Genomic DNA, 21,144 nt, shown 5'->3' with positions numbered 1-21,144 from the left:
AGGCCAATTCCCTTGCTGCGGGCGTCAGGGAAAAGAAGGCACGGTTGCAATCAGACTGGGTTTTGTTGGAAGTGCCAACCCCATCATTGATGAACGTCGAAAGTTAACAGTGTCATGGCATCGTCAGGTTCAATGGTCGAAACACAGCGAAACCCAGGGTTGGCCGCCTTCATCGCGCTAGTGCTGGCCGTGGGCATCGGCAACGGCCTTGCCCATTTCGGAACCTCCTCGATGCCGTTCCAGGTTGGAGCGGTCATGGACGGCCGCCACCTCAGCGCCACGCAAGGCGGCATATTCGGCTTTTTCGAGGTCGGATCGCTGGCCCTGATCATGCTTGTCCTCTCCCCTGTGATTGATCAGTTCCGGCCCATGCGTATCGGTCTGGCCGGCGCGGGGCTGAGCTGCGCTGCGCATCTTCTGATGTTCGTCTTCGATCCCGGTTTCCCGGTGCTATGCACGCTCGCGGCTGCGGCAGGGGCCGGCTACGGCCTCCTCTACGCCGCGGTCATCACCGGGGCGTCCGGCTCGCACAATGCGGACCGCATATATGCTTTGGGCAGCAGTGCGACGCTGCTTGTCATCGTGTTGCTCATGATGACGCTACCTTTTGCCGGCCAAGCGTTCGGCCCGTTCGGTATTTTCCTGGGCATGAGCATCATATTGTTGTTCTCAAGCCCATTCCTGATCGGCTTCAAGGGGATCGCGCCGCACGTGAATCTTCAACAGCGGGGGTCAGTGTTGCGGCAAGGCGGGGCAAAACCCCTGCTCATCCTCTGGTCGCTATTCTCCTTCGGCACGGGTGCGCTCTGGAGCTTCGCCGAACGCATCGGCCGCCACATCGATCTTCAGCCGGAGGCCATCGGTTTCATCTTGTCCGCCAGCACCTTTTGCGGTCTCGCGGGCACCTTTGCCGCCGCGATGACGGCGGGGCGTGTCAACCGGCTGTGGGCGATAGCGATCGGCTTGGTGGGTTCCGGTGTGGGCTGCGCCATCCTGGGGGTATCGGCCTCCATCGTCGCTTACTCCTTGGGCGTGCTGCTCTACTGGATCTTCTACATGTATCTTTATGCCTATCTGCTCGGCACAGCGGCAGCACTCGATTCGGCGGGCAGGATCGGCACGGCGGGCGGCGGCTGCGAACGGCTGGCCTTTGCTCTGGGGGCTCCGGTAGGAGGGCTGGTGGTGGACTACTCGTCGTACGCGCTGCTGGGCATCATCGCGGCAGCACTGTGCATCGCCGCACTGCCTTTGTGTCTACCCAGTCTAAAAGCGGCGCTCGCGCGATCAGACGAGGACAACCGTAAATCGGCTCCCACTGGGTGATTGGTTAAGTGTCGAAACACGGGATCTGATCTCCGCGGCGAATCCACTTCGTTCGCCGGTGATATTGGGTGAAACTCTCCAGGAACAAAGCCGCTCTATTCCGAACGTTCGATGAATGAGATCTAGTCAGCAGATAGTGGAACGGAGCACAGGCAAAGTGGAATGAACACTTCTACTCCCGTCAGTCTGCCTAGCGCGACGAATGCCCGCGGTGCGATGCAATGCGATATCGTGGTAACCGGGTTGAAGGTGATGGCCGACATAGGGGCCTATGCTGCGGAGAAAGGAGTCTTGCAGCCATTGTCCATAACGGCCACGCTCTCAGTCATTCCGCCGAACGACGATGAACTTGGAGAGGCATTTGACTATGCGCAGATCTGTGAGTTTGCGACAACTCTAGCCACGCAGCGTATCAATCTGATCGAGACGTTCGCGCGCAGGCTGGCTGAGATGTGCTTGCGGCACGATCTCGTGCTCGGAGCTGTTATCGAGATTGATAAGCCACAGGCTCTACCCGGATGTGTTGCGGGCACCGTCTTTCGCCTAAGCAAGCAACTTCTGCGGCAATGAAAACCAATGAACATTTGCGCTCGCAAGCCCCATCGGGTTGGAACGATGCAGCAACTCACCCTGCATCCCCGCGCTACCCAATGCCCGACCTCACAACGCCCTTTGTCGTTTTCGACGATGTAAGAGCAGACGGCGAGGCTGTCCTCTACTCCGACCCGCATGAGATCATCGCTGCGCATACACTTGAAGAGATATTGCCAGCATTGATGCGCCTGCGTCGCGGAGTTGCCAAGGGCTCTCACGCAGCAGGCTACCTTAGCTATGAGGCGGGGTTCGCGTTTGAACAGCGGCTTCACCGCTATTCATTGAAACCATTCGGCGTTCCCCTACTCTGGTTCGGTCTCTTCGGCGCTCCCAATCCAACGCGGATATCGCCATCGAAGCCAATCAGACCACCGTCGCGCTCCGAATATTGGCAGCCACAGATCGAGCAACACCGCTACATGCGGGACGTTGGTCATATACTATCTCTAATTGATGCGGGCGATTGCTACCAGGTCAACTACAGCTTTGATGCCCATTTTTGTTACCCTGGTGATCCGATAGAACTTTATCGAGAATTGCGGCTCGCACAAGGTGCCGGATGGGGAGGCATTCTATCTACTGGACAGCATACTTTGCTCTCCTGTTCCCCAGAGTTGTTCTTCTCACTCAGTGGCGGAACCATTTGGACGAAGCCCATGAAAGGAACGGCTAGCCGAGGTACGACGCCAAAGGAGGATGCAACTCGCAAAAGAGAGCTACGTGAAAATCCCAAGGAATGTGCCGAGAATTTGATGATAGTCGATTTGCTCCGGAACGACTTGTCCCGTGCAGCGGTTCCCGGGACGGTTAAAGTCACCGATTTATTCGCGATCGAAACCTATCCCACCATACATCAGATGACGAGTTCCATCCGTGCCGATATCGCTCCGAACCTTGACACGATTGACTTGCTGATGCGTCTGTTTCCTTGCGGATCGATCACCGGCGCGCCGAAGATCCGGGCGATGGAAATTATAGCGGAACAGGAGCAACGTCAGCGTGGCGCCTATTCGGGATCCATGGGTTTCATAACGCCCGACGGCCGCTCCGCATTTAATGTTCTGATCCGCACCCTTCAGTTTAAGGTCAGCGAGCAAGTTTTGCACTTCGGGGTAGGATCCGGCATCGTCAGGGATTCCGTACCGAAAGCAGAGTGGAATGAATGCTGCTGGAAGGCTCGCTTCCTATCGGGGGTTACATGAAGGAGTGCGGAATTGTTTTCCGATCTGACGCGGCGTCCCCGGAATGATATCGGTCTCGAAGGCAGATCTCGCCGTCGCCAACGGAAGAGCGGACCATCCCAGTCCGCCCGAAAACGTTACGAAAACGAATCATTTTGGCCTGCTGGCTGCATTCGATATGAAATCCGATCGTCGCAGGCATCGAGGGAGCTTGATTGATGAAATATGCTGACTCCAATCACGCGCTTTACCCAGCGGCTCCAGCGACGAACGCACGCCACCATTCGAGCGAACGCAGGTCTATCTCGCGGCCCAGGAGCCGATGCGCACGCATCTCGCCGACTTCATGCGATCGGATTTTTCGTCGCCTTGGGCCTGGCGGTCCTGTCATTCCGCCGCGCATCCTGGTCCAACCGTGGCCACTGCCTGAGCCTGTTTGCAGTCTTTCCGGCCATTCAAATTCCCGTCGTCCTAATCATGGCCGTGCTCCCACGGCGAGAGGTGCCCAGCCAACAGCCTGATGCCGAGCGGATCGACCTAGCCGACGTGCTTCAGGGTGTCATCGCCGGAGTGGCGATCATCGTGGCGGCCGTGCTGATCTCGGCGTTGACGGTCGGCGCCTATGGCGACGTTGAGGCGCTTCGTATCTCGCGGCGATGGAGTGTCCGGTCGCTCCCCGATCACGGCGTCCCCGCCATCAGCAGGATATAGGTGGAAGAAAACCATCCAGGCAGGGAATTTCCCGGGCGAGAGTTATGGACGGAAATTACGCCCATTCAGCTTCTGACCATCGCTCCCAGTAGCGACGATTAGCGTCGGCTTTTCCAATTCCGTTCTCAAAAGCGGACAGAGCGCAAAGTCCCCATGCCAACCGCCCATGCCGGGACCACCGAAGCGATTTCATCTTTGCGGCAACGGATCAATTTGGGCCTATTTTATGCCGTTTTGCACCAGTGACATCATCTGAATGTGGGAAAATGATGGGTAGCAAAAATTTGGAATGCCCTATGCCCCGAAAGCCGCTGCCTGACCAAATAGATCGATTGATCACCGTGAGCGATTTCGCAGAAATTGCACGCCTTTCACGCCGCCAGATCGACCGCCTGCGCACGCGCCGCCCAGGAAATTTCCCCCGAGAATATGAATTGGGCACCGGGAGCAGCAAACACCGCCGCTGCCCCCGGTTCCGACTTTCAGAGGTGCAAGCCTGGCTCGACAGCCGGGCCCTGTGGTGATCGCGCTGCACCTGAAACGGCATCGGCCCCTTCCAGTTGTTCATGCACGCCAGCCCGGCGCGCTATTGCCAGCACCTCATTTTCCCAACGCGCAAACCAGCGCCGCTTCTCCTCTTCGAGATCATAGCGGTCATAGGTCCGCTCAAGTCCAGTCTTCAGATGGTTGAGCATCGCCTCGGCGGTTTCGAAATCGACATGCAGACGCTTCGTATTGGACCGCGCCGTCCGGCGAAAATCATGGGGCGTAAACCGCTCGATTGGTCGTCCGGCCAATTTCGCCATCCGGGCGACGACACGATCCCTGGCCTCATACCAGCCCTGCGTTCGCGGCCCCTCCACCTTTTCCGCTGGGAACAGCCATTCCGAATTGGAACGGAACAGACGAAGGCCCCACGGCCCCAGCGCGATCCGATGCGCCTGTCCGTTCTTGGAACGCTCCGCCGGAATGGTCCAGATACCATCCTGAAGCTCAGCAGTTTTTGCGAAGACGACCTCGGAGAAGCGCGCCGCCGTCAATAACCAGAGGAGCATACCACGACGGAAATCCCGCCGTTCCTCAGCAAGCGCTCGAAGAAACCATGACAGTTCATCCAGGCTGAGCTTCCGCGCCCGTGGCGTTTCGGGGAAGCGCAGATCGCCCAAGCGGCGGGCCGGATCGACCTCCAGCCCGACCTCTTTTCCCCGCAGGGACGCCGTCCAGCCGAAGAACACCTTCAATTCCGCAGCGAGCCGGTTGGCGCGAACCTTTGCCGCCTTTCCCTTCTTTTCCACCAGCGCGATGAGGTCGTCCTCGGTGACGTCATAGATGATCTTTTTACCCAGCTTGGGCTCAACATCGCGGCTGAATATGGCGATCTTGTCCGCTATTGTCCGCGGTTTATTCTTGCGCTTGGACCGGGAGGCCCGCCCTTCCCGAACCGCATTCATATATAAGACATGCGCCCTGTTCACCGTCATGGTGTCGCGGCGCTCCTGCTCCTGCCAGATATCTCTTGGATCGGAACCGGCATCGATCATGGCGTTCAGTTCGTTCGCCCACTCCCGCGCGGCGGCGATGGTAAAAGCTGGATAGGTGCCAAGCGTTCGTCGCAGGAACCCCTGCTTGCCCGGAACCCAGCGCATATATTTCCAGACCTTCTTGCCGCGCGAGAGCATCTGGATTGCCAGTCCAGGGGTGAGCGGATCGTTCAGGGAACCCTTCGCCATTCCGTCGATGAGCGAAGGGGTAAGCGTGATGGTGCGATTCATAGTCCGACATCCTGGTCGGCCCCTATCCAGATAAAATCGCGATAAAAATCGCGATAAAAGAGGGGGCAAATCCGGGCCAAATGAGGCGAACCGGGTCCAACTCTCTTCCGTCGCGATTTTCCGATAAGTCACTGAATATAGGCCGAAACTAGAGGATTCGGCTGGCTGGGGCGGCAGGATACAAATTCCCGCAACAACTCATTGAAAGTAAGATATCATTAAATAATACTATAATAAAATATCCAACATTTACTACAAAAAATACATGACCCATCTTCGGATTCATTGAACCATATTGATCGATAACAAGATTTTGTCAAGGCGATCCCTATCATCGTCCTACAATATCTCAGGCGTCGCCCGGCTCCAGGCCTCCACACCTCTATTGTTTGCTTGCCAGAGAGGCTTCAATGGCAACCTTGAGCTTCTCACCAGCGTCCCCATCGACCGTTTGCACGGTCCGCTTACCTGACCTCGGATCAGTCTGATGGAATTTGAAGGCTTTGCCGCTTAGCGGCCCGGAAATCAGATCGGCGATCATGATCTCCCGATGCTTGTTCTGCTCGTTTGCAAATGGTGCGATAAGGTCGACAAGCCAGATCGCCTCGCCAGACGTCCACTCCTCGAGCGTCAGACGGTTGGCCGGTTCGATCATGCCGGCTTCCAGCTTCCTCTCTGCTTCCGGGCTGCATTTCGCCCAAAGCGCCAGGCCCACCGGTCTGTCACCGTCACGGAAAACATAGAATTGCTGGTGGATCAGCGCCGGCATCAACAGCCATTCGATGTCGCCGATCGAAAGCCCTCGATGCAGCGGGGACTGCGTCAGGAGCCAGGTCATCTCTCCCAGCATGTGGCTTACCGTGGGCGGCGTGGAAGCGGCCGCGGCCGCTCCCTTCTGTATCGTCTCATTCATGCGACAGTCCTATAATCAGGCCGCGAAATAATCATAGAGTGCTTCGGTCTTGGCATAACGGGTGTTCAGTTCACCCTCTCCCGCTTCTGCCCCGAACGCCGCCATCTGTTGCGTCATCCGCGCCAATATGGTCTCCCACCCGCTCGCTGGCTCGTTTGCCGCCTGGCCGGGCTTATAGGCGAGCGCCACGTCGCCTACGGTCCCCACCGAGCCGTTCGCACGCGTGAAAGTGGAAGTGGCCAGCACGACATTCGATCCGATCTTCACATTCTGCTCGACCGCACGCGATGACAGGCTGATCGAGGTAATACCATGATCGGCCAGGGACTTGAGTTCCCCGCTATCGGTTGCGCCATCACCATCGCCATCCACCCAGACCTTCAATTCGCCAAAGCGGGTGTCGTTTGCGTCGATCTTGCCGTCCTTATTGGAATCGAGTGCTCCAAGCGCATCAAGATCACTCTTGGCATTGCTCTTCTCGGTGAGGAAGCTGAGTTCCGAAGCGCTGGTAATGCTACCGTCCCCGTCGCGATCAATGACGAGGAAACCATCGCCCTTCCCGACCCAGCCGGTGTTGTCCGCAATCCCGTCTCCATTCATGTCAAAGGCGGCCTTTGCCTTCTTGATCGAGCGCATCTCGACGCCGTCGCCATCCAGATCGAGGATGATCGGCGAAAGCATGCCGATGTCCTTGTTGGAGAAAGACAGGATGGTGGCTGGATCAATCAAGCCCGAGCGCCCGTCCAGAACGGCGGTGTCACTCCGCCGACGAACAAACATCTGACCGCCGGTTGTCGAGATCATATAGCGCTTGGATTTACGCTCATATTCCTGCCGCTCGACGTCGATCGCTGGTACAATCGGAGCATCTGAAGTGGCAGGCGTTTCGGTCCCCGTCCATGCCGAATAAGCCTCACGCGCGCTGCCATCGCCGCGTACATAAGCGAGTCCGGCATCGAGAGCTGTACCAGTGGTGCCATTAGTACGGCTGAAGCTCGCTTTGCCATAAATGATGTTACCACCGTCGTTGGCGTTTTCCGGCGCGACTGACAAAAGGCCGATGGCGCTGATCCCGGCTTCAGCGAGACTCTTGACCTCACCCGCATCCGAGATGCCGTTGCTGTTGGTGTCGAGCCAGAGCTTGAACTCGGCAAAGCGCGCATCGAGCGCGTCAAGCACACCATCACCATTGCTGTCGAACGCCTTCAGGCCTTCAAGGTCGGTCTTGGCGCCTTCCAGATCACCGACAAAGGAGATTTCGGCAATGTCGGAGATCTTGCCGTCACCATTGCGATCCAACGCCAGGAAAGCATCCCCAGATTCGATCCAGCCTGTGCGTTCGGTCGCGCCGTCGCCGTCCATATCAAAGCGAACTGTGCTTGAGGTTACCGAAATCAGGCCAGCACCGTCACCGTCATAGTCAAGGATGACCGGGGCGGCGATCCCGATGTCGGAGGGATCGAACGACAGGAAAACGTCACCGACGGCTCCGCTGGTACCATCATCACGCAAAAATTCCGAGGTCGCATAAATCACGTTATCGGCCCCTCCCGGAACCTCGCCTGTCAAGTTGAGCGTCAGGTTCACCTGTGCGATCCCCAGCGCCGAAAGCGAGAACAGCTCCCCAGTCTGGCTGACGCCATCCTGGTTGACGTCCCGCCATATCTGGAATTCGGCGAAACGTTCATCGCCACCGTCAAGGAAGCCGTTGGCATTGCTGTCATAGGCTCGCAGCCCTTCAAGGTCCGAGACAGCGCCTTCGGCATCCTCCACAAAGGAGATTTCCTTGATATCGTCGATTGTACCATTGGCGTTACGATCCAGCGCCAGGAAACCATCGTCACCGCTGAGCCAGCCAGTACGATCCGCGATTCCATCTAAGTCCATATCGAAGGTTGTCGTAGAGATATCGGCAGCCACAAGTTCGAGGCCATCGCCATCGAGATCCAGCATGACGGGAGGCGTTGTCTGCCCACGGCGAATGAAAGTGATCTTCATTGGAATATAAGTGGTACGATCGCCGTTTAGGATGTTGAGCGTGAAGGTGGCGTCAACGCTTGAGGTTCGCCTAACGCCTCCAATCTTCAGGCCGCCCTCCCATTCGCCGTCCCAATCCTGTCCGGGAACCCAGAAACTGATGCGTCCAGAAGAATCAATGTTGATATTCGGCATAGCCGTCGCGTTGATCTCGCCACTTCCACCCGAAACAACATTATATTCTCTATAGCTCAGGTTCGAGATGGAATAGCTAACACCCTGGCGTTCGGGATCAGTGACGAGTGGCGTGATATACCGGGTCACTGCCGAAGAGTTCGCCATGATCCAATATTCGGTATCACTTCTCTTGATCCAATTCCCCTTGGAACTGCCCGTCAGGTAGGATGCATAGGAAACGTCTTCATTCACGTCAGCAACATTAAGCGTCATGGTTGCTGAGGCGATCTGGCCCGAACTGTTGTCAATCGCCTGAACGCCCAGGTTGAATGTCGCCCGGGATGGATCTCGGCCGGTATAAACCTGATATTCGTAATAGCCGCCATATTCGTCCCAATAACCTTGGGTCTGGTAAACTTCGACGAGAGACTCATAATCTGTTCCTCCCGTCATCCAGATCGCACCGGTCGCTGCATCTATACTCCAAGGCCCCCAATTCTGCGAACCATTGGAGAATCGGTAGCTGATGTTGGCGCCGCCTTCCGCGTCGGACAGCATCAGAGACTTAGCGTTAAGAAGCTCTCCAGATGTTGCCGTAACACCTACCCATGGTCCTAGAGCGGTGTTGGATTCATTGACATTGAAGGTCCGATTGATGAGCGCATGTTGCTCGTTGATGTCATGAATGAACACCTGCGTCAGGGTAGCATCCGAGACATATTGACCGTCATTGGTACGCGTCCAGACATCAGCGATATGCGCCTCAATCCGACCATCGCCATCATAATCGGTGACCCCATAGCCGTTATTCTTGAACCATTCGAAATCGAGATTGGCGCCAGTAAAGCGGATCTGATTACCGACGATCTTGAACCACCCACCCGGGTTGGACAGGAGTTCCAATGTCGGCGTCGTGCCATCTGGGTCACTCAGCGGCAAAGACCGGACAACCACGTCATTGTTGGCCGGATTGCTGCCCAAACCGGTTTCATCGAACATAGACCAGACGGTTCCGCCCGACGAGTAGGGCGCCTCATTCACATTGGCGATCTCAATCCAGAAATTGGCTGCGCTTTCGGTGTAGCCAGGATTGCCCTGATTATCCCGCGCCCTGACGACATAGTTGCGACCAGGCTCCGCCGCCTCCCGGTTGAGAGCAGCGTTGGTCTTGATGACGCCAGTGACATTGTCGATCACATAACGCCCGTCCCAGGACTGATTGGAATAGTTGGTGCCGTCCCAGAACCAATAACGCTGCTGGCCAAAGGCCACCCCCGATCCATCCGGATCGCTCGCCGCGACTGTGCCGACAGTGGTCCCCACCCCGACATTCTCACTCACATACATGGTGAAACCAGCGAGGCTGTTGGCTTCGTTCACATTGTTGATGTTGATCGTGATTGGACTCGACGCCTGATTGTACCCTGCTCCGCCCGCATTATCGCGAGCCAGGATCGTGTAGCTCCCCGTGGTAAAGGACTCATAGTTGAGCGCGACCGCGGTCCTGATCTGGCCTGATACGGTGTCGATCGTAAATCGTCCGTCAGCCGAGGTGGTCGTGCCATTTCCGAAAAGATAGCGTTGCTGGCCGAAGGCCAGGGCTGGATTGTCGGGATCGCCAGCCATCACCGTACCGACGATTGTGCCGATCCCGACATTTTCATTGACCACCATGTTGTAGCTGCCTGGCAGACTGTTCGCTTCGTTCACATTGTTGACGGTGACCCCGATGCCCTGATCCTTATATTGACCAAAGCTGTCGGTCACCCGCACCACAATGCCATGCGAGGTTGCAGCCTCATAGTTGAGCAACGAACCATTAGCGACGCTGAGTACTCCCGCGGCAGTGAGCGTGAAGCGGCCTCCGGCATTGTCGAGCAATGTGTAGATGAGCGTATCGCCCGCGTCCGGATCGATGCCGGCGATAGTGCCGATCACGGTGCCATTGGCCGCATTTTCATTGACCGAGCCGGACAAGGTCGCCCCGGTCGGCGGCGCATTGATCACGACCGTCGTCGTCTTGGCGGCGGAGACAGCGGTCTGACCGCCTTCCGTCGCGCGCGCGGTAACCGAGAGGGCAAGATCCTGACTCCAGCCCGCAGGTGCATTGACCCTGAGACCATTCGCCTGCGCAGGCGTCAGCTTCCAGGTAGCCGAAGCCCCGTCATAGCTGCCTGCGCTCAGGCTTACGCCCGACGGCACACCGGTGATCCAGATTTCCTGGATTTCCGAACCATCCATGTCGGGGAAGGTAACGTTGAGGGACAGCGCTATGCCGCCAGCCTGCCCGGCCGTACCCGATCCTCCCGTGAACTGGTTGATGACAGGCGTATCCGCGACCGGGTTCACCGTCACGGTAAATTCCTGCGTCTCCGTTATGCCGCCTGCGTCAGTCGCCTGCACCCTGATGGTTGCCGTGCCGCTCGCATGAGCGACAGGGGTGATCATCAAGCTACGCTGCCCATTGCTATCAGGTGCACCGAACTGGATGCCCGCGTTGGCGATCACGGAAGAACCGGAAATCACCGTCGCCGACATCTGGATGCCCGCATTGGGGGTAATATCATCCGTTACGGTCATCGTGAGATTGAGCGGGACATCCTCATTGATGGTCCTGTTGCCGATGGTCGATATCACCGGCTTGGCATTGGTCCCCCAATAGGTCGCCCATTGCGCTTTATAGGTGAGGTCCGCCATCAGCGTATCGCGCGCCGCCACCGTAGCCGGCTTGGCCTTGGTCGCCATCAACTGGACCAGGCCCTCGACATTGATCTGGGTGCTGTAGCGCGTGCCCGCAATGATGAAGTCGATCTTGTAGTTGGACCGGCTGCCAGGATCGGAAATCAGATACCAGTCCTTGATGCGGACGCTGGAAGGCGTTCCGATCACGCTGATCCGCATGTCGTTGCCTACAGCCTCGAACCAGAGATCCTCATCATTGATGGCGCCTGCCGTATCCTGGAATCCCAGCACGTCGACATCGTCGCCGGACGGGTCGTAATTGTAGATGGTGTCGGCGTCGGATGAGCGGGTTACGATATAGGTGTCGTTATCGATGCCGCCATTCAGCAGGTCGTTGCCCGCGCCGCCATCGAGATAATCGTCTCCACTCTCGGCATAGAGTTGGTCGTTACCAGCCCCGCCCAGCAACGTATCGTTGCCGGAGCCGCCATAGATGATGTCATCACCATCGTCGCCCAGCAGGGTATCGGCGCCATCGTCTCCATAAAGCGTGTCATTGCCACTGCCGCCCAGCAGATTGTCATCACCCGCGCGGCCACGAAGCACATCGTTGCCACCCAGCCCCTCGATCCGGTTTGCGGAACCATCTCCATTAAGGATATCGGCAACGCTTGTGCCCCGAATGTTTTCGACACTGGAATAGCTATCCCCGGCCGCAGCACCTGTGTTCAAGGCAGATGTGACGAGATCGACCGTCACCCCAGTCGTATCGGCATCGCCCGAACGAAGAAGGTTATAGTCCGCCCAGTCCGAACCCGCGCCGCCGATCAACTGATCCGCGCCAAGACCGCCTAGCAGAACATCGTCGCCATCATCGCCATTCAGTTGATCGTTGCCATCGCCGCCATAAATGACATCGAAGGTGCCGCTATTATTGGCGCCACCATAAAGGCTGTCATCGCCAACCCCGCCATAAATGGTATCGGCTCCATCCCCGCCATAGATCGTGTCATTGCCGCTTTGGCCATACAACTGATCGTCGCCTGATCCACCGTCGATCAGATCATCGCCATCGCCTCCATCGATGGTATCGTTGCCGCCGAAGCCATAGAGAAGGTCTCGGTTCTGCTGGCCGACAAGCGTATTGGCATTGGCATCGCCCTCCAGCACATCATCGCGATTGTCGACCACAAGGTCGACCGTTCGCTGGATGGAGAACGGCGTGGCACTCATATCCGTGGCGGTCACCGTGAGGGTCACGCTCGCTTCGGCCTCATAGTCGAGCACAGCGCCCTGCTTCAACCGCAGGACATTGCCCACGACCTCGAAGCGGCTGTCGGACACCGAATAGCTGTAGCTGGCGTCGGCGAAGCCTGTGATATCCGGATCGACCACATTGAGTGTGCCGATTGCAACAGCAGGAAGCGCCGTGCCGTTCGCCACCCGATCGCGCTCTGCAATCGAGGCGATATTTGCGGACCATTCGAGCGCCGTCGGCGCTTCGTTGACATCCTCGATCGTAATGGAGAAGGCAGTATTGCCCGACGATGACAAACTGCCATCCGTGGCATCGACCGAACCAGTGAGGACGACCTCCATCTGCCCGTCCCCATCGGAATCGCTGGCGACGAGACCGCTATTGTAGAGACTCTCGAAGTCAGACGCGAAACCTTCAGCGAAGCGGATTTCGTTGCCGACAACCTTGAAGCGGTTCGACGGGTTGCTGACCAATCTTAGAGAAGGCGTCGTGCCATCAATGTCTGAGAGGGTGAACTGGGCAATCCAGATATCCGCAAGGCTACCAGAGATAGGTTCATCAACAAGATCGCGCGCCTGCAGCAGGACTGGCGTATCCGGTGCCTCGTTCCAATTTTCGACCGTAACCGAGAAATCCTTCTCGGCCCAGGCACCGTGAATATCCGTAACGCGTATCCGGATCACGTGTGATGCCGATGTCTCCCGATCAAGCAACGCCGGATTCTGCGCAATCAGCAGGCCATCGGACGTAAGGTTGAACCTGCCCCCCGCATCGTCGACGAGCGAGAAGGTCATCGCTTCGCCCTCAACCTCGGTGGCCACAATCTGCTTGATGGGGCTATCCCAGAGGGTCGGAGAACTGAGCGCGCCTTCGATCACGGAAATAGCCGCGCCATCCACCGTCCGTATGTCGCGAGGCGCGTCATTGACCGCTGCGATACTGACATCGACCGCAATCTCGGCGGACTGGCCATCGGCGTCGGTAACGATGACAGTAAAGCTGTCGGTACCATTGAAATCGGCATTGGGTGTGTAAACAAGCGTGCCTGACACGCCATCCACCGCCGCAGCACCATTTTTCGGTCCCGTACCCAGTTGATAGCCGTTGATATTCTCGTCATGGTCTATGGCACCTGTCGAGACAGGTCCGCTGGCATTATCCTCGTCGATAGCGATCGATATCGCGCTGCCGGTCGGCTTCGCCTTATGACCCTCATGCCAGTAGGTCGCCAATTGCGCGGCTATTGCCGCAGGCATGCTGCCGGGCGTGGACGCACTGCTTGCCGACATGTTACCGATCAGCGGCGTCGCATAGTTGAGGAAAAGACTGTGCGTCGCCGTGCTGATGCTACGGATGCGAGACGGATTGGTGGCGCTGAAATAATTGCTGACGGTGATCGTCGCATCGCCACCGATAACGCCAATCTTCAGATCGTCGTTCTGCCGGGTCAGCCAGATATCATCGAAGCCGACCGTCTGATCGAAGACGATGCTGTTGATCCCTGAGCCGTCCGCGATGGTGTCATTGCCCGAACGGGCGTCGAAGAGATAGACGTCGTCACCGGCATCGCCCTGCAGCCAGTCGGTTCCCGCTCCGCCTGCGAGCGTATCGTTGCCATCGCCACCGATCAGGACATCCGCGCCATCGCCGCCCTGCAACTGGTCGTTCCCCCAATTGCCTTCGAGATGGTCGTCGCCGCCATCGCCAAGAATCTGGTCATTGCCGGTGCCGCCATAGACCTGGTCATTGCCCAGGCCAGCCTGGACCAGATCATTGCCATCGAGCGCATAGATGACATCGTTGCCGTCGCCGCCATCGATATTGTCGTCGTCTTCACCGCCGTTGATGAAGTCATCGCCATCACCGCCATCAAGAACGTTCGCGCCATCGCCGCCATTGATGACATCGTTACCGCCAAGGCCGGATAGACGATTACCCCCCGCATCCCCGGTCAGCGTATCGGCAAATTGTGAGCCCGTGACATTCTCGATGCCAATCAGAAGATCACCTTCCGCATCACCCCCTGAACCGGTGCCGGTTACGAGGTTGACCTGCACGCCTGCTGCTGAACGCGCATAGCGTGCACTGTCACCCCAGCCGATTTCGGTCGCGGCCGAGTTGGTGCCGCCGTCGAGACGGTCCGCGCCCGCGCCGCCTTCGAGAATATCGTCGCCATTCCCGCCATAGAGGAGATCATCGCCGGCGTATCCAACGAGAACGTCATTCCCGTCTCCGCCAGCGAGATTGTCAGCGAGGTTGCCCCACTGCCCAAGCATCAGGTCATCGCCTGACGTCCCCACGGCCTGCGCCGAGCTCGTCGCCCATATTATCGAAGCCAGCGATGCGGACGATCCATCGGCGAACTGCAAAGTCTCGATGGCGCCATTGGCCGTGAACTGATCATAGAGGATGAGTTGGGCCGTCGACGATCCTGCGTACTGGATCAGAAGATCATTGCCGGTCCGCGTGAACTTGAGATCATTGAGGCCAATTCCCTGCCCGAACTCGAGCACATCCTCGCCACCCGATACCGAGCTGTCATAGGCAAAGCGGGTGACCTGCTGCCCGTTGGTCCTTGAGAAGCCACCAAGCCAGCCCGCCTGGATATAGGCGGAAGGGACTGGAGCGGCGGGCGTAACACCTGGTGCATAGACATAGCTGCCGCTGTCATAGACCAGCGCGCCGTGGGCGTCCTGAATCTGCAGCCGCCAATAACGGTACCCTGAAACCGGTTCGATCGCGCCCGTGGCCGCCCAGGACTTGACTGAATATCCATCGGCGAGTTGGCCGGCGCTTGTTATCGCTTCTTCGATAGCAAACGCATACTCCCGGATATTATCAGCGCCATCCCCAATGTTCCAGACATAGGTGTCATCGCCGGCACCGCCTCTCAAGGCATCGTTGCCCTGGCCACCCGTCAGCACGTTATCGCCTTCGTCACCGCCAAGGGTATCTCCCGCGGCACCGCCGATCAGGTCCTCGATGCTGTCATAGCTGTCGCCCGCTCCGTCACCGGCATTGGACCAGCTCGCCGAAAGCACGGCGCGAACCCAACCACTCGCCGAGACATAGGAAGCCGTATCCTGTCCCGCGCCGCCGATCAGGACGTCATTGCCCTTGCCGCCGTCCAGGATATCGTTACCGGAGCCGCCATAAAGGACATCATCGCCCATCTCGCCCTTCAGCGTGTCGAAGCCACTATTGCCCGCGATGATGTCGTTGCCCGATCCGCCCGCGATGATGTCATCGCCGGCGCCACCCGTGATCCAGTCCGCTCCCGACGTTCCGGCCAATGGCGTGATGTCGGTTCCATCCGCATAATCTGTCCCGGCGATCAGATTGGTAACACCTGCACGAATGTCGAGGATGCCGGTCTGATAGAAGGCCAATTTCTCGATTTGACCAGGCAGCGCATACCAGTCCTTGATCGTAATGCTGTCGGCAAGCGAATTGGCCGTAGCAAACTCGCTATTTTCGTCAGCGATGTTGAGGACCAGATCGTTCGAGCCTGCGGGCCGCGACAGCACAATATCCTGGATCTTGATGCCCGGATCAAACTCAATCGTATCGGTGCCGCTATTGGCGACAACCGCGCTGCCAGCAGGCGGGTTGAAGACGGTCAGGGTTCCCGTCACATCGTCGTAATCGAACCGGCCGAGCCACTGCAGATTGGGCGATTGAGCCGTACCCACATTCTTGCGGAGATAGGCGCCGCCGGGACCGGTTACCTCACCAGTCTGTTCGTTATAATGATAGCCCGCAGCTTCGTTCCACTGGCCAGAAGCACTCCAGACGACATCCCAATGCGCGGAATAATCGTCGAACAGTTCATCGCGGCCATCACCACGCGAATATTTGAATATGTCATTGCCAGCGCCACCCACGACGACATCGCCATCGCCGCGGCCACCCGAGAGGATATCGTCATCGTCGCCGCCATACAGGTCGTCGCCGCCGCCATCACCGGACAACGCATCCTTGCCCTTGCCGCCGATCAGTTGGTCGACGCCAATGCCACCTACGAGCAGATCCTGACCCGAATGACCCGCGACCAGATCGTTGCCGGTCCCGCCATTGCCGATGTCGTTGCCACCCAGCAGTTGAAGCTGATCGTCGCCATCGCCGCCATAAACGAAATCATTACCGCTGGTGCCGATCAGCACGTCATTGCCCGACCCGCCGACGATGAAGCTGGTGATGTCACCGATCCGTACCTCATTGCCGTCAGCAAATTTGAGCCATTCGATCCGCTTGAAATAATCGGAGAACCAGTCCTTCACCGTGAGCTGCGTGCCGGTGAAGCTGGTGGTACCATTGACGGTCTGCATCACCTTGATGATGAGATCGTCGCTGTCGATGCTGGAGCGCACCATCTGGATGTCGCTAAGACCAATGCCCGATCCGAAAACGATCGCGTCCTCCCCGCCAATAGCGGCCTTCTGGACCACGCCGGGCGCATCACCCACCCAGTTCTTCTTGATCGTTCCAGCCGCTAGTCCCGCCATGCGCTGGCTGACATAGTCGCCACCACCCGCTTGTGCGGCGGGCGCACCATTGGCCTCGTCCTCTGCGATATCGGCGCCATCGCCTAAGCGGACCAGATATTGGTCGTTGTCGAGTCCCCCCTTGAGGATGTCGCCATCGCCGGCACCGCCTGCGAGGATATCGTCACCCGCACCGCCGGTCAGCGTGTCGACGCCCTCGCCGCCCTCAAGCCAGTCGGACCCCTCACGGCCGCGCAACAGGTCGTTGCCCGCGCCGCCGTTCAGATAGTTGCCGTCGCCGCCGAGCGCGTTCTGGTCGGCCGTGCCCGCATCAAGCACATCGTCGCCATCGCCGCCCAGCAGCCAGTCGTCGAGGCGGCCACCATAGAGCGTATCGTTGCCTTCGCCCCCGAAAATATTGTCGCCCAGGTTCGAGGCGTAAATGGTGTCGTTGCCCGCGCCGCCATCGACCGTGGCGGCGACGTCGATGGCAAGCTCGCGCCGGTCAGCGGTGGAGAAGGTAATGGATGCTACCTCGCTCGTGCTCCGGCTGCGCGAAATCGTGAAGGTCGCGGTGCCACTGTCCTCATGCACGATCACATTGTCGAGCCATACATAGGGCTTGGAGCCGCTGGTTGCGTCGATGATCGTGCCCTTGCCCGATATCGGCGTCGCGCCATTGGCGAGTGCGCCCGCCCCTGCCGTCACCGTAGCCGTCAGGGTGAAGCTCTCATTGCCCTCGACATTGAGATATTGCGGCTTGCCGTTACCCGGCGTCACTTGTCCGGTGATCGGGTTTGTGGTGGGGCCGACATATTCGGGATTGAGGACATTGTCGGCGATCACCGCCGTGCGCACGAAAAGCTGGGTCGTGCCCGCCGCGAAGGTCGCACTGGTCGCATTGGTCCAGTTGATGCCGTCGATGGAAACCTGCACATTGCTGGCGTCCGTGGCGCCATAATCGGCGCCTTGGCCGCTCGCGCGACCGTCCGCCAGCGCGAGGCTCACGGTCACATCTGTGCCGACCGCCTTCGACAGGCTGAGGCGGAACACAGCATAGCCGTCCGCTTCCGACGCGAAGCTCCTTCCCACCATGAGTTGCGCGGCGGCAGTGGTATTGCTGATGATCGTCGCCGTCGCGTCACCACCTATGGCGCTCACGCCGGTGCCGTTTGACAGTGCCGCAAGGAAGCTCTCGACCGCAGTGTCGGCATCGCCCGCGACCGCAACAGTGACCTGCTTGCGTAATTCGCCCGATGCGAAGTTGACGGTGGTATTGGTCGCGGTGAAATCTGTGCCGGAGGTGGCTATGTCATCCTGTAGTTCGCCGTTAACGGTGTAGCCGCTCTGGTCAGCCAGTTTCTTGCCACGCAGGTCGATGACGTCGTTTGCCGCGCCAACTTCGATCGCCGTCTGGCCGGCGACGTCGATCGCATCGCCAAGCACATAATCGCCGACGCCGATCAGACGGCTGATCTTATTAGTATAGGGGTCATAGTCGAAGCCGAAATCGACATCAGCAGCGTTGGTCTGCGCTTCTTGGATCAGATAGGAGAACCCACCGTACCAGTCGCTGGCGTGACGGCGGGTCAGCCCCAGTTCGACGGCCCGCGCGAGATTGATCATTGTTTCGAGAGCGAACACGCTATCAGGTTCCGCCGCGACTAAGGCGTTGATCACGGTCGAGTTGGCGAGATAGCTCTCGTAAGCCTGTGCAGAGGCGATATTACCGAGCAGCACACTGCTATCGAAGTTCAACGGGTCAAGGCCGCCCATTTCGAATGTATTGTAGAGTGCGCGTTTGACATAGACATCACCGCCCGCGATCTTGAAATCTGGATCAGTGAAGCCGGTATAAACGCCATAGCCGATCAGGCGAGTTGCCGCGTCCTTGCCTGAGAATTTCTGGGTGATCGCATCGCTGCTCTTGGTTGAATAGGGCTTGTAGACAAATTTCTTGCCCCGCATGCCGTAGTTACCGGATTGAACTGCTTCGGGGTCGATGAGTGTACCGCCCATCGAAGAAAGAATGCCGTTGAAGGTTTCTGAAACGGCCGAAGCAACTGACCGGGCGGCTTGTTTGGAGCCGCCATGCTTGGACCACACGTTTGCGACGACAAATTCGCCCTTAGTTTCATCCCAGAGAGCATCCGCACCGGAACGCGGCGTCCCGCCAAGAACGGAGCCGATCAACCCACCTACGATGAAACCTACAAAGGCTGCAACGGCGATGCCGACAGGCCCCCCTAATGCTCCCAGCCCCAGCGCGCCATTTGCAGTAAATATTCCAGCTAAACCGGTCGTGACGCCAGCCTCAGCAGCTGCGGAGATCGCCAAGCCCATAGCCGTAGAGGCCAAGGCAGAACCAACGGCGGCGCCTATTTGACCACCCACCGTATCGAAGGAGACAATCTCCGATGCCAGCTTTGATCCAAGGAATCCGCCGACCGCGTTACCCAATTGGGTCCAATCGAGCGACTGCAAAGCAGCCGATATATTGGATCCCTCCAATATCAACTGGCTTGCAAGTTGCCCTATGGCGTAACCAGCGGATGAATTCGCCAGTTCACCTGCAAAGCCGTTGAGACCAATCGCATTGACCAGTTCGGCAGTCAGAAATGATGATATTGCTCCAACGCCGGCAGACTTAAGATTACTGATAAATTCGGTTCCAATTCCGGCAACCGCCTCTTCTACCGTTGCTTTCGTGGAATTACCGCCGAATACTCCAATATTGAGAATTTCACCGACATTTCCTAAGGCAGTACTCAATAACGCAGAAGAAATGGTTCCAGAAATCGCATTGCTTCCAGAAATAGATCTTCCCAAAATTGAACCGAGAATCGTTCCAGCGTCTTGGAAGTCGATACCAATCGGAGAATTGGCAGCTTTAACGGTTATATACTCTATTTCGTTTCTGTTCGTATGCGATCGCTGCACTACGACAGAGACACCTCCGTCCGAGGCGGTTGTACGAACGATCCTTGCCTTCGCCACATCGTCTACGACCTCGCCATCATACCCTATTAAATGGCCGTCACTATCTCGATCATAAGTTATTTCCACTGCGCGGCCCTTCGTATCAACCGCAGTAAAGCCCGCACCAGTCAAATAAGCATAGGAAAGATCCGAGGGTAGATTTAATCTACTTCTGCGATCTACGACTTCTTTCTTGAGCGAAATAATAATATTATTATCACGGATAGCCAAATCAACACCATCCATCGCTATTCCCAATGCTGCTTCCCGAGCAGTCGCAAAAATAGCGCGTCCCAAGACGGAATTTGGATCAAGATCGCCGTCGTTAAGTAACGGCTGATCCAAAGTACCTCCAATACGAAATACCATAGGTTCACTTAATGAATCAGTCGCACCCACAGTAACAATGCCCGAAATTTCGTTTGACATTGTATCAACAGTTATCAAATCAAATGAAACAGGATTACTAAGAGATTGCCTTTTCGTTGTAACTAAATCACCCTCCTTTTTTGTTGTTATTCGCTGACCATTTTCATCCCTGATCGTTGTTCCATCACTAAAAACGATTACATCTGGCTTATAACGGGAGCCATTTATTACAATATCCCCACCTTCATAGTTTTGCGTAGTATATTGAGATCGCAGATCTGTGGGAATTGTACTATCGATTTGCTTTTCACGAAGTTCAGCGATATCGCCAACGATGGAGACATCATAAACTTTACGGCTACTCAAATCCCATGCTGATTGCGAAACGACAATTCCCATATTGAGGCCAGGATCCAATCCAAGAGACTGAAGAACCTGTACGTTCGCTTCGACGGTATGAGTTACCTGTTCAACAACAATTAATCTTACTTTACCATCGATATCCACCGGGTATGTTTTTTGGGATACGGAAATTTTTATACCAAGTTGAACGACACTATTATCCGCATAACTAAGCGTCATAGATCCGCTATAATTAGTTACAGTATCAATAGTCGAATGATTAATTGCCGAAGTTGGCGATGATAATCCCCCATCCCATGATTCAGTTATATCCGCAGAAAACTGAACTGGGCTAAGCTCCAATACATTATCGTTGTTTATT

General features: G+C 57.1%; 7 protein-coding genes. 4 read left to right on the top strand and 3 right to left on the bottom strand.

The genetic code is table 11. The annotated features are described in order from the left end of the window. Positions 1-132: 132 nt before the first annotated feature. The 4 genes from MRBLSP13_RS10975 to MRBLSP13_RS10960 all read left to right on the top strand — a co-directional run bounded on the left by MRBLSP13_RS10975 (position 133) and on the right by MRBLSP13_RS10960 (position 3,809). On the top strand, positions 133-1,323 hold the full coding sequence (locus MRBLSP13_RS10975; protein WP_363735441.1) for an MFS transporter: 1,191 nt from the start codon (positions 133-135) through the stop codon (positions 1,321-1,323). Positions 1,324-1,485: 162 nt separating this feature from the next. Then, positions 1,486-1,893 carry a dihydroneopterin aldolase gene (locus tag MRBLSP13_RS10970; RefSeq protein WP_363735443.1) on the top strand — a complete coding sequence of 136 codons (408 nt, stop codon included), beginning with the start codon at positions 1,486-1,488 and terminating at the stop codon, positions 1,891-1,893. Next, positions 1,890-3,119 carry an aminodeoxychorismate synthase component I gene (pabB, locus tag MRBLSP13_RS10965; protein ID WP_363735445.1) on the top strand — a complete coding sequence of 410 codons (1,230 nt, stop codon included), beginning with the start codon at positions 1,890-1,892 and terminating at the stop codon, positions 3,117-3,119. Before MRBLSP13_RS10970 ends, pabB begins: the two co-directional genes overlap by 4 nt. Before the next feature lie 456 nt (positions 3,120-3,575). Further along, the gene (locus MRBLSP13_RS10960; protein WP_363754512.1) at positions 3,576-3,809 is read left to right on the top strand and encodes a hypothetical protein; all 234 of its coding nucleotides are present in this window, start codon (positions 3,576-3,578) and stop codon (positions 3,807-3,809) included. 482 nt (positions 3,810-4,291) lie between these two features. Here MRBLSP13_RS10960 and MRBLSP13_RS10955 read toward each other — a convergent pair whose 3' ends face one another. The 3 genes from MRBLSP13_RS10955 to MRBLSP13_RS10945 all read right to left on the bottom strand — a co-directional run bounded on the left by MRBLSP13_RS10955 (position 4,292) and on the right by MRBLSP13_RS10945 (position 20,927). After that, positions 4,292-5,581, bottom strand: a complete 1,290-nt coding sequence (locus MRBLSP13_RS10955; RefSeq protein WP_363735447.1) for a tyrosine-type recombinase/integrase — start codon at positions 5,579-5,581, stop codon at positions 4,292-4,294. Positions 5,582-5,963: 382 nt separating this feature from the next. Continuing rightward, complete coding sequence (locus tag MRBLSP13_RS10950) at positions 5,964-6,494, bottom strand: toxin-activating lysine-acyltransferase (protein ID WP_363754510.1); 531 nt, start codon at positions 6,492-6,494, stop codon at positions 5,964-5,966. Positions 6,495-6,509: 15 nt separating this feature from the next. Next, positions 6,510-20,927, bottom strand: a complete 14,418-nt coding sequence (locus MRBLSP13_RS10945; RefSeq protein WP_363754508.1) for a cadherin domain-containing protein — start codon at positions 20,925-20,927, stop codon at positions 6,510-6,512. Between the last annotated feature and the right edge of the window lie 217 nt (positions 20,928-21,144).

The organism is Sphingobium sp. LSP13-1-1.1 (genome assembly GCF_040676415.1).
In the GTDB taxonomy this organism is placed as follows: domain Bacteria; phylum Pseudomonadota; class Alphaproteobacteria; order Sphingomonadales; family Sphingomonadaceae; genus Sphingobium.
This window is presented reverse-complemented; position numbering and strand designations above follow the sequence as displayed.

Bases quoted from the DNA above. Each gene is read 5' to 3' on its own strand.
- MRBLSP13_RS10975 (WP_363735441.1), top strand. From the start codon at position 133: ATGGTCGAAACACAGCGAAACCCAGGGTTGGCCGCCTTCATCGCGCTA.
- MRBLSP13_RS10970 (WP_363735443.1), top strand. From the start codon at position 1,486: ATGAACACTTCTACTCCCGTCAGTCTGCCTAGCGCGACGAATGCCCGC.
- pabB (WP_363735445.1), top strand. From the start codon at position 1,890: ATGAAAACCAATGAACATTTGCGCTCGCAAGCCCCATCGGGTTGGAAC.
- MRBLSP13_RS10960 (WP_363754512.1), top strand. From the start codon at position 3,576: ATGGCCGTGCTCCCACGGCGAGAGGTGCCCAGCCAACAGCCTGATGCC.
- MRBLSP13_RS10955 (WP_363735447.1), bottom strand. From the start codon at position 5,581: ATGAATCGCACCATCACGCTTACCCCTTCGCTCATCGACGGAATGGCG.
- MRBLSP13_RS10950 (WP_363754510.1), bottom strand. From the start codon at position 6,494: ATGAATGAGACGATACAGAAGGGAGCGGCCGCGGCCGCTTCCACGCCG.